Origin of the sequence: Saccharothrix sp. ALI-22-I (assembly GCF_001984175.1) — a bacterium.
GTDB lineage: Bacteria > Actinomycetota > Actinomycetes > Mycobacteriales > Pseudonocardiaceae > Actinosynnema.
In genome coordinates this window covers 20,842-27,348 of record NZ_MTQP01000020.1, presented here as the reverse complement: position 1 = coordinate 27,348, position 6,507 = coordinate 20,842, and the positions used below count along the sequence as shown (strand labels likewise).

Annotated in this window: 7 protein-coding genes; 1 reads left to right on the top strand and 6 read right to left on the bottom strand. The window is 67.0% G+C overall.

The annotated features are described in order from the left end of the window. Positions 1–26: 26 nt before the first annotated feature. From ALI22I_RS01030 to ALI22I_RS48365, 6 genes are all read right to left on the bottom strand, one after another. The gene (locus tag ALI22I_RS01030) at positions 27–1,922 is read right to left on the bottom strand and encodes a recombinase family protein (RefSeq protein ID WP_083751326.1); all 1,896 of its coding nucleotides are present in this window, start codon (positions 1,920–1,922) and stop codon (positions 27–29) included. A 138-nt stretch (positions 1,923–2,060) separates the two neighbouring features. Then, entirely contained in the window at positions 2,061–4,154 is a 2,094-nt protein-coding gene (locus ALI22I_RS01025) for an FtsK/SpoIIIE domain-containing protein (RefSeq protein WP_077003699.1), read from the bottom strand. Beyond that, positions 4,151–4,762: a hypothetical protein gene (locus tag ALI22I_RS01020; RefSeq protein WP_077003698.1), complete on the bottom strand. Its 612-nt coding sequence runs from the start codon at positions 4,760–4,762 to the stop codon at positions 4,151–4,153. Before ALI22I_RS01020 ends, ALI22I_RS01025 begins: the two co-directional genes overlap by 4 nt. Further along, positions 4,759–5,091 (bottom strand): hypothetical protein, encoded by a 333-nt coding sequence (locus tag ALI22I_RS01015; protein ID WP_077003697.1) that lies wholly within the window; start codon positions 5,089–5,091, stop codon positions 4,759–4,761. The genes ALI22I_RS01020 and ALI22I_RS01015 overlap by 4 nt, the downstream gene beginning before the upstream one ends. Further along, on the bottom strand, positions 5,088–5,417 hold the full coding sequence (locus ALI22I_RS01010; RefSeq protein WP_077003696.1) for a WhiB family transcriptional regulator: 330 nt from the start codon (positions 5,415–5,417) through the stop codon (positions 5,088–5,090). The genes ALI22I_RS01015 and ALI22I_RS01010 overlap by 4 nt, the downstream gene beginning before the upstream one ends. Then, positions 5,414–5,608, bottom strand: a complete 195-nt coding sequence (locus ALI22I_RS48365) for a helix-turn-helix domain-containing protein (protein WP_143531854.1) — start codon at positions 5,606–5,608, stop codon at positions 5,414–5,416. Before ALI22I_RS48365 ends, ALI22I_RS01010 begins: the two co-directional genes overlap by 4 nt. Before the next feature lie 167 nt (positions 5,609–5,775). Between ALI22I_RS48365 and ALI22I_RS01000 the strand changes: the two genes are divergently transcribed. Next, positions 5,776–6,159, top strand: a complete 384-nt coding sequence (locus tag ALI22I_RS01000) for a transcriptional regulator (RefSeq protein ID WP_077003695.1) — start codon at positions 5,776–5,778, stop codon at positions 6,157–6,159. Positions 6,160–6,507 lie beyond the last annotated feature (348 nt).

Here is a 6,507-nt window from a genome sequence, read left to right as displayed (position 1 = left end):
TGAAGCGCTGGAGAATCATTGCTCGCCTACCCCGTGAGGCGACGAATGCTGTCGCCGATGTGGGCTCCGGCCCACCTGGACAATCGGCGGAAGTTGTTGCTATACTTGACACATGCGCTGCCCTCTCCACTTTGGAGGTGGGCCGCAGCCCACGTTTTCGGGTCCAACAAGCCTTCTCGGACACGAGCATTATTCACATTGCCCATTGGCTTGGTGATCACATCAGCCACGTGGGCAATGTGCGTATAGCGGACTTGCAGGTCAAGAGCACCATACAAGTTCGCTTTGCTCTCTACCTCTGCGTCGTTGAGCGCCGCTCCGACATTACCCAACGAGTCGATCATCGCGTGGACCTCGGCAGACGTCAGCGTCTGTGGCGGTGGAGTGCCCTCCAACTCCGCTTTCGCCGCCGCTCGCACGGCCTGAGCCTCGTTCATCGGCTCCACCAGTGCCATCGGGTCGATTCCGGCCTTGATCGCAGCCTGGAACCGGCTCAGTTCCTGCTCCGCCTTGGCAAGCCGCTTCCGCGCCGCGTCGTGGTTCGTGGGGGTCTCAGTCCCCTGCGACGCGACCAACGCCGCCACGGTCCGGTCAATGTTCTTCGGCGCGAACAGCTCACCGAGCCACTTGTTCACCGCGGTTTCGAGAACATCCTCACGGAGGTAGATCGTCGGTGGGTGCGTGCCCAACGCGGGCGAACCGGTCGGGAGGGTCCGTGCCGGACACCGGTAGTACATCCCGCGCGGTCGAGGGCTTGCCTCCATCTTCCGTTCGCACACCGTGCACCGCACCCGACCACGGAACGCGTAGGTCCGTTTCGTGGGTCGTTCGTAGCGCTCCGCCTTCCGGGCTGTCTTCAGTCCGCCGGCGGACTTCGACTTGCGGAGCAGCTGGGCTTGCGTGAACTCCTCGACGCTCACGATCTCCGGATGCGCCGGTTTCCGCGACCGGACGATGCGATCGGCACTGGCCCTGCGGAACCGGATCACGTTCCCGGCCGCCACGTCATCGGGGTCGAGCAACGTCTCGTGCCGCATCCACCGGCCGAAAAACGCGTACCCGGTATACCGGGGGTTGTCGAGAATCGCCCTCACGGTGCCGCCCTGCCAGGCGTCACCGGGCCGGTGCGGGTTCTGGTCCGGCCGCCGCGCCGAGGGACACGGAACCCGATCCCGGTTCAGCCCGGTCGCGATCGCCCGGTCACCCCGCCCGCTCATGTACTCGGCGAAGATCCGCCGCACCACCCAGGCCGACTGCTCGACAATCGCCAACACCCGCAACCGGTATCCCTCGGCAGCCTTGCGCGGGTTGGAGTGCGGTCCGCCGTCCACGGTCTCGTAGCCGTACGGCGCGCGTCCGCCCTGGTGCCGCCCTTCGTTGAGCACCTGAGCATCCATAGCCGCCCGCACCCGCGCCTGCACGTGCTGGCGCTCCGACTCGCTCATGCCACCGAGCACACTCATCAACATCTTGTGCGAGGGGTTGCGCGGGTCGTACCTGCCGCCCAACTCCGGCACCCACAGCTCGACCCCGTACGCGGCGAACTTCGGCGCAACAAGCGAGAACTGGTTGCCGAACCAACACCGGGTGCCCTCACCGACCACCACGGCGTTCCACCCGCGATACGGGTTCTTCAACGCCGCGAGCAGCCGGGCAGCCTCCTCCCTCCGCTCCCACGGCACAGACCGCGACTGCCCCACGTCGAAGAACTCCTCAGCAACGACACCACCGAGCGGTTCCACGAACTTCCGAGCGTTGCCGAACTGCCACCCGCGTGACGTCTCCGGGTCCTGGTTGTCCTCGGTCGAGCATCGCCCGTAGCCGGCCAGCGGCCCGATACCGTCCTCGACGGCTTCGACCACCTCGACGCCCCACAATTCGTCCAGCGTCGCCCACGGGTCTCGGCTGATTTCAACAGTCACCGCCACCCCCTCCCGGAGGTCCGTCCAGAACCTCCACCTCGGTCAGTTCCACCAGTATGGCAAGCAGCGTGCGGCTGGTAGTGGCTGTAAGCACAGGAAGTTCGCTCGGCAGTCGCACTGTGACCGGCTCGTCAGCGGTCATGCCTGATCAGCATCCTGCGAGCCGATTTCATCAGCCGCCACACGCTCGACAGCCGACCGGATGTCCGCCGTCAGGTAGCCCCGGACGCGCCGCGTGCCCTCTCCGTCCGGCACGTACTGGCGGAGCGGCTTGCAGCCCAGTTCGCCCATCTCCCGCGCGAACGTGACCGCCTCGACGTCGAGCGCCTCGACCAGCTCGGCGGTCGGGACGAACTCCCGCTCGTCCAACTCCTCACCGAGGTAGTCCACGATCGCCGCCAACGGCTCAGGCAAGTCCACAACCCATCCGTCAGCCGTGCCGCTGACGAGCGCCTTGACCACCGACGTCGAGTCGATCGGACGGGGAGCATCGTCACCGACGGCATGACCGGCGAGTGTTCCCGCGGCTTCCCTCAGCGCACGACCGCGCGCACAGATCACCCGCCACTCGGCGTTGGGCATGTAGTACGTCCGCACGGTCAGCGCGATCATGTCCGCACCGGCGTCCGTCTCGCCATCCGGCCGCAGGATGCCGACGCCCTTGTGGCTCGGCAACAGTGTCGAAGCGTCGTACCCGCGCGTGTTCATCTGCTCGCCAAGCACGATGTTCGAGTCGCGCCAGTCCATCACGCGCAACGCGAACCGCGAGCCGAGCACCGCCCGAAGCCGAGACGGGATGGTGTTGGAGTCCGGCCGCTGGGTGGCCAGGATGACCACCACACCGGCCGCCGGCCCCTTCCGGACCAAGTACGTCAGCAGGTCCGCGATGTACGCGCCGAGCGTGGTCTTCTTGCCGCCGACCTGTTCGCGCGTCGGGTTCTCCAGGAACACCTGGACCTCGTCGATCACCACCGCCGTGATCGGCATCCCCAGGTCGGCATCCCGCGAGATCGCAGTCGTGATCTTCGACTCCGGACAGATCTCATCGTCCAAAGTGGCCATCCGCGCGTACCGCGCCTGAACCTCCGCCACCAACTCCACCAGGTGATCCCGCACCGCGTACGCGTGCTCAAGCTCGTCCCCGCACACGTACCGGTAGGCGATCTGCTCGGCAGCCTCCCAGTCCTTACCGCCCTTGCCGTCGAACACGTACAGCCGCGTATACGGGTCCAGGATCAGCCCAGCGGCGGCAAGCCGAGTAGCGAACGTCTTGCCCTGCCTGGGAATCGCACCCACGAGCAACGACGTCCACACCAATGGAAGATCAATCCGCCGGTTCCGAGCATCGCGCCCGAACGGCACCGGCCGCCACGCGTCCCACCACTCCACATCGAGCAACGGCGTCCGCAACGGCGGACCGGCGTACGGGTCCTCATCGGCCACCCACAGGAACACCCGCCCGGCGTGCCCACCACGACCGCGGACCCGCTCCACGATGAGCTGAACCTCGTCCACCGCCAGCGCCGAAGCGAGCGCGTCCCGGTTCTTGATGACGTCCGCAGCCTTCCGGGTAGCGGGAAGATCGACCGTAACCGCCCAACCCTCCCCCACGCGCGCCGCTCGCTCGACCAACCGCAAGGTCTCGTCCTTGCCGATCAGCTTCGCGTCCCGGAACGCGTCGACCAGGACTTGCGGGTCCATCGTCCACGTCAGCGTCCGCGGACCGGCGAGCACCGCCTTACGTCCCGGCGAGCCATCCTTCCGACGGCCCAGGATCGCCAGCGCCACCGACGCCACACCGGACACTGCCCACCAGACCACCCCGCCGTACAGCACGTAGAGCACCAGGACGAGCGCCGAGGTTGCGACGAGCACCGCACCGGTGACCTTCCACCGGAACAGCGTCAACGCCCGGATCTCAACGAACTTGTCCGCCAACTTCTCGGACTGCTCGGCGGCTTCCCGGTAGTCCTTCACCCGAACCCAGCACCGCCACGCGCGAGCCGCTGCCACTACTCCCCTGCTGACTCCACCGAGGAACCGTCCGGGCAGCCGCACGAGCGAACCGAGTGTTTCTTTTAACCAATACTGAAATGATTGTGATGACTTCAATTGTGGTGGCACGACGCGCGCACGCTGCCAACCACTCCCCAACCGCCGAACCAACGTCTTCGGCTCATCAACCAACTCCCCGTCGAACACTCGCTCGGCGGGCACCAGGTCGCCGTTCATGAACGACCCCCGTCCGCGACGAGCGCCGCCGCGAGCCGAGACGACAACCCACGCGAACAACCGGTGACCTCACGGACCCATGCCGGCGTCACTTTCACGTCCGGCGTTCGCGCCGCCCGAGCAGCCGCGAGGTAGTCCGCGAACGACGTCCGCGGAACCGAGGGCAGCGGTGCCGGTGGAGCGCTCGGCGCAGCGTTCACCGCCGCGCCGAGCTTGTCCCGCAACTCCGTAACCGCCTCCGCAGCCACGAACACCACCAGCGGCGGCACCGAGTGCAGCACCACGAGCGCCGCCGAACCGGCCACGAACGCACTCCAGGTGTTCATGACGTACGTAGCCGCGAGCGTGAACCACTTCGCCGCCCGCACCCACCCGCCCATCCGGACGCCGTACCGAGCGGTGACCTGCTCGGCCCGAAGGATCGCCAGCAACACCAGCGACACCATCGGGTCGAGCAGCCACGCCGCAGACCACGCCAGCGACCAGACCGGCGCACCGGCCGCCGCGAACTGCTGGACGTTGGTCATGGTGAACGCCAACCCGAGCAAGATCCCCGTCCAGCAGAGCCGGTCAACCTGCCGCGCCACCCGTTCCACCGGCTCACTCATCGCCGCTCACCCCGGCGACGCGACGGTTCGTAGGTGGTCACGGTCAACGCACGCGTCAACGCGTAGGACGAGAACAGCGCGGGCACGACGAGCACGGCCAGGAGCAGCCACCCGTCACCGCGTTGGGTGATCACCACCCACTGGACGATCACGATCAGCGCGGCGTTGACCAGCACCCGACCGGCCAGCGACACCAACCGGGCACTCGTCCGTACGGCGTTCGCGGCGGCTTTCGCCCGTCGAGCGCCAGCCCGCCAGACGAGCAGCAGCACCAGGACCACTCCGAGACCGGCGAGCAGTTGCGTCGGAGTGAGGCTGAGAGCGTTCATGAACGCGGCCCCCTCTCGACCCGTTCACCGCGTCGCAGCCAGTGCGGGTGCAACTCGCGCCGATCGTCGGCAGCCAACCCGCCCCACACGCCGACCGTGTCCGCGCCGGCCGTGCGCAACGCCAGTTCCAAGCACTCGTCCCGCACCGGGCAGCCGGCGCACATGCGCGCGGCCAGCTCCCGATCGGTCATCTCCTCATCGACCCACGGCGGCAGGTCCGGGAAGTCCGCCATGCACAGCCCATCGCGTTCCACGACCACGGCCAGCACCACGCTCGGCACCCACCGAAGCCGGTCCAGCTCCCAAGCGATCTCGACAAGGTTCACGGCGTGCCTCCCGAACGGGACTCGCCGAGCAGCCGCACGAGCACGTTCACCGGGATGACGAACCGGCCGCGCCGCCGCACGAGCGGCAGCCTGCCGAGCCGAACGGCGCGGTGGACCGTGGACGGCTCGACGCCGAGCACCCAAGCGGCCTGACGAACGGTGTAACCGGAAGAAGGCAGAGAAGTACGCATCAGAAAAGTCCTTTGCTTGATCAAGCTGACGATTTCAGCTCTAGATTGCTGATTTCAGCGCAGCGAAGGGCGCGTTAGATCGCACCGGCCGCGAAATGCGCCGTGTCACGTCACGGAACAGCGGAAGACGGCTAATCTCAGCGCTGAGGCGGAGCGCGGAGGAATACGTGTCGGAGGATTGGGCGGCAGTCGCCAAGGCCATCAACCAGCGCGTGAATGAGCTGGGTTGGCGTCAACGGGAACTCGCGGAGCGCTCGCACGTCTCCCAAGCGATCGTCCGCGAGGTGCAACACCACACCGTCGAACGCCGCCGCAGCCCGCGGACGTTGGAGTCCCTGTCCACCACACTCGGATGGCACCCGCAACACCTCGAAGCCGTGCTGCACGGCCGAAAGCCGCCGAAAGCCGACGAACCGGTAGCGGACCCCGCTGACAGTCTTTGGTCCCGTTTGGACTCGGTCGAGCAGCGCCTGAGCGAGATCACCGACCGCCTCGACGACCTCAAGTCGGACCTCTCGACGGTCATCGAACACGTCCGAGAGCGCCGGTAGTCCGGTGCGTTTCCCCTGGTCGAACGGCTTGTTTTCCATGCCGCTAATTCCACTGCGGAATCACTCCGGACCCCATGCACAACCACCGCACAACCACCGCAGGTTCACCGCACAACGCGCGTCGGGGGTAGCGACGAGATGAACATGGCGAATGGCTGGACCGGCCGAACCGCCTCCGCTCTCCAGGCAGCGCTACGCCTGAGCCAAGAGGGTTTCGCCGAGTACCTCGGCGTCGGAGCACGAACCGTCACGGCGTGGCACCAGAAGCCCGAGTCACGCCCGAAGTCGGAGATCCAACAACTCCTCGACACCGCCCTCGACCGGGCAACACCCGAGGTCAAAGCCCGG

Excerpts from the sequence above, each read along its gene's own strand:
- ALI22I_RS01025 (WP_077003699.1), bottom strand. The coding sequence starts at position 4,154 with ATGAACGGCGACCTGGTGCCCGCCGAGCGAGTGTTCGACGGGGAGTTG.
- ALI22I_RS01020 (WP_077003698.1), bottom strand. The coding sequence starts at position 4,762 with ATGAGTGAGCCGGTGGAACGGGTGGCGCGGCAGGTTGACCGGCTCTGC.
- ALI22I_RS01015 (WP_077003697.1), bottom strand. The coding sequence starts at position 5,091 with ATGAACGCTCTCAGCCTCACTCCGACGCAACTGCTCGCCGGTCTCGGA.
- ALI22I_RS48365 (WP_143531854.1), bottom strand. The coding sequence starts at position 5,608 with ATGCGTACTTCTCTGCCTTCTTCCGGTTACACCGTTCGTCAGGCCGCT.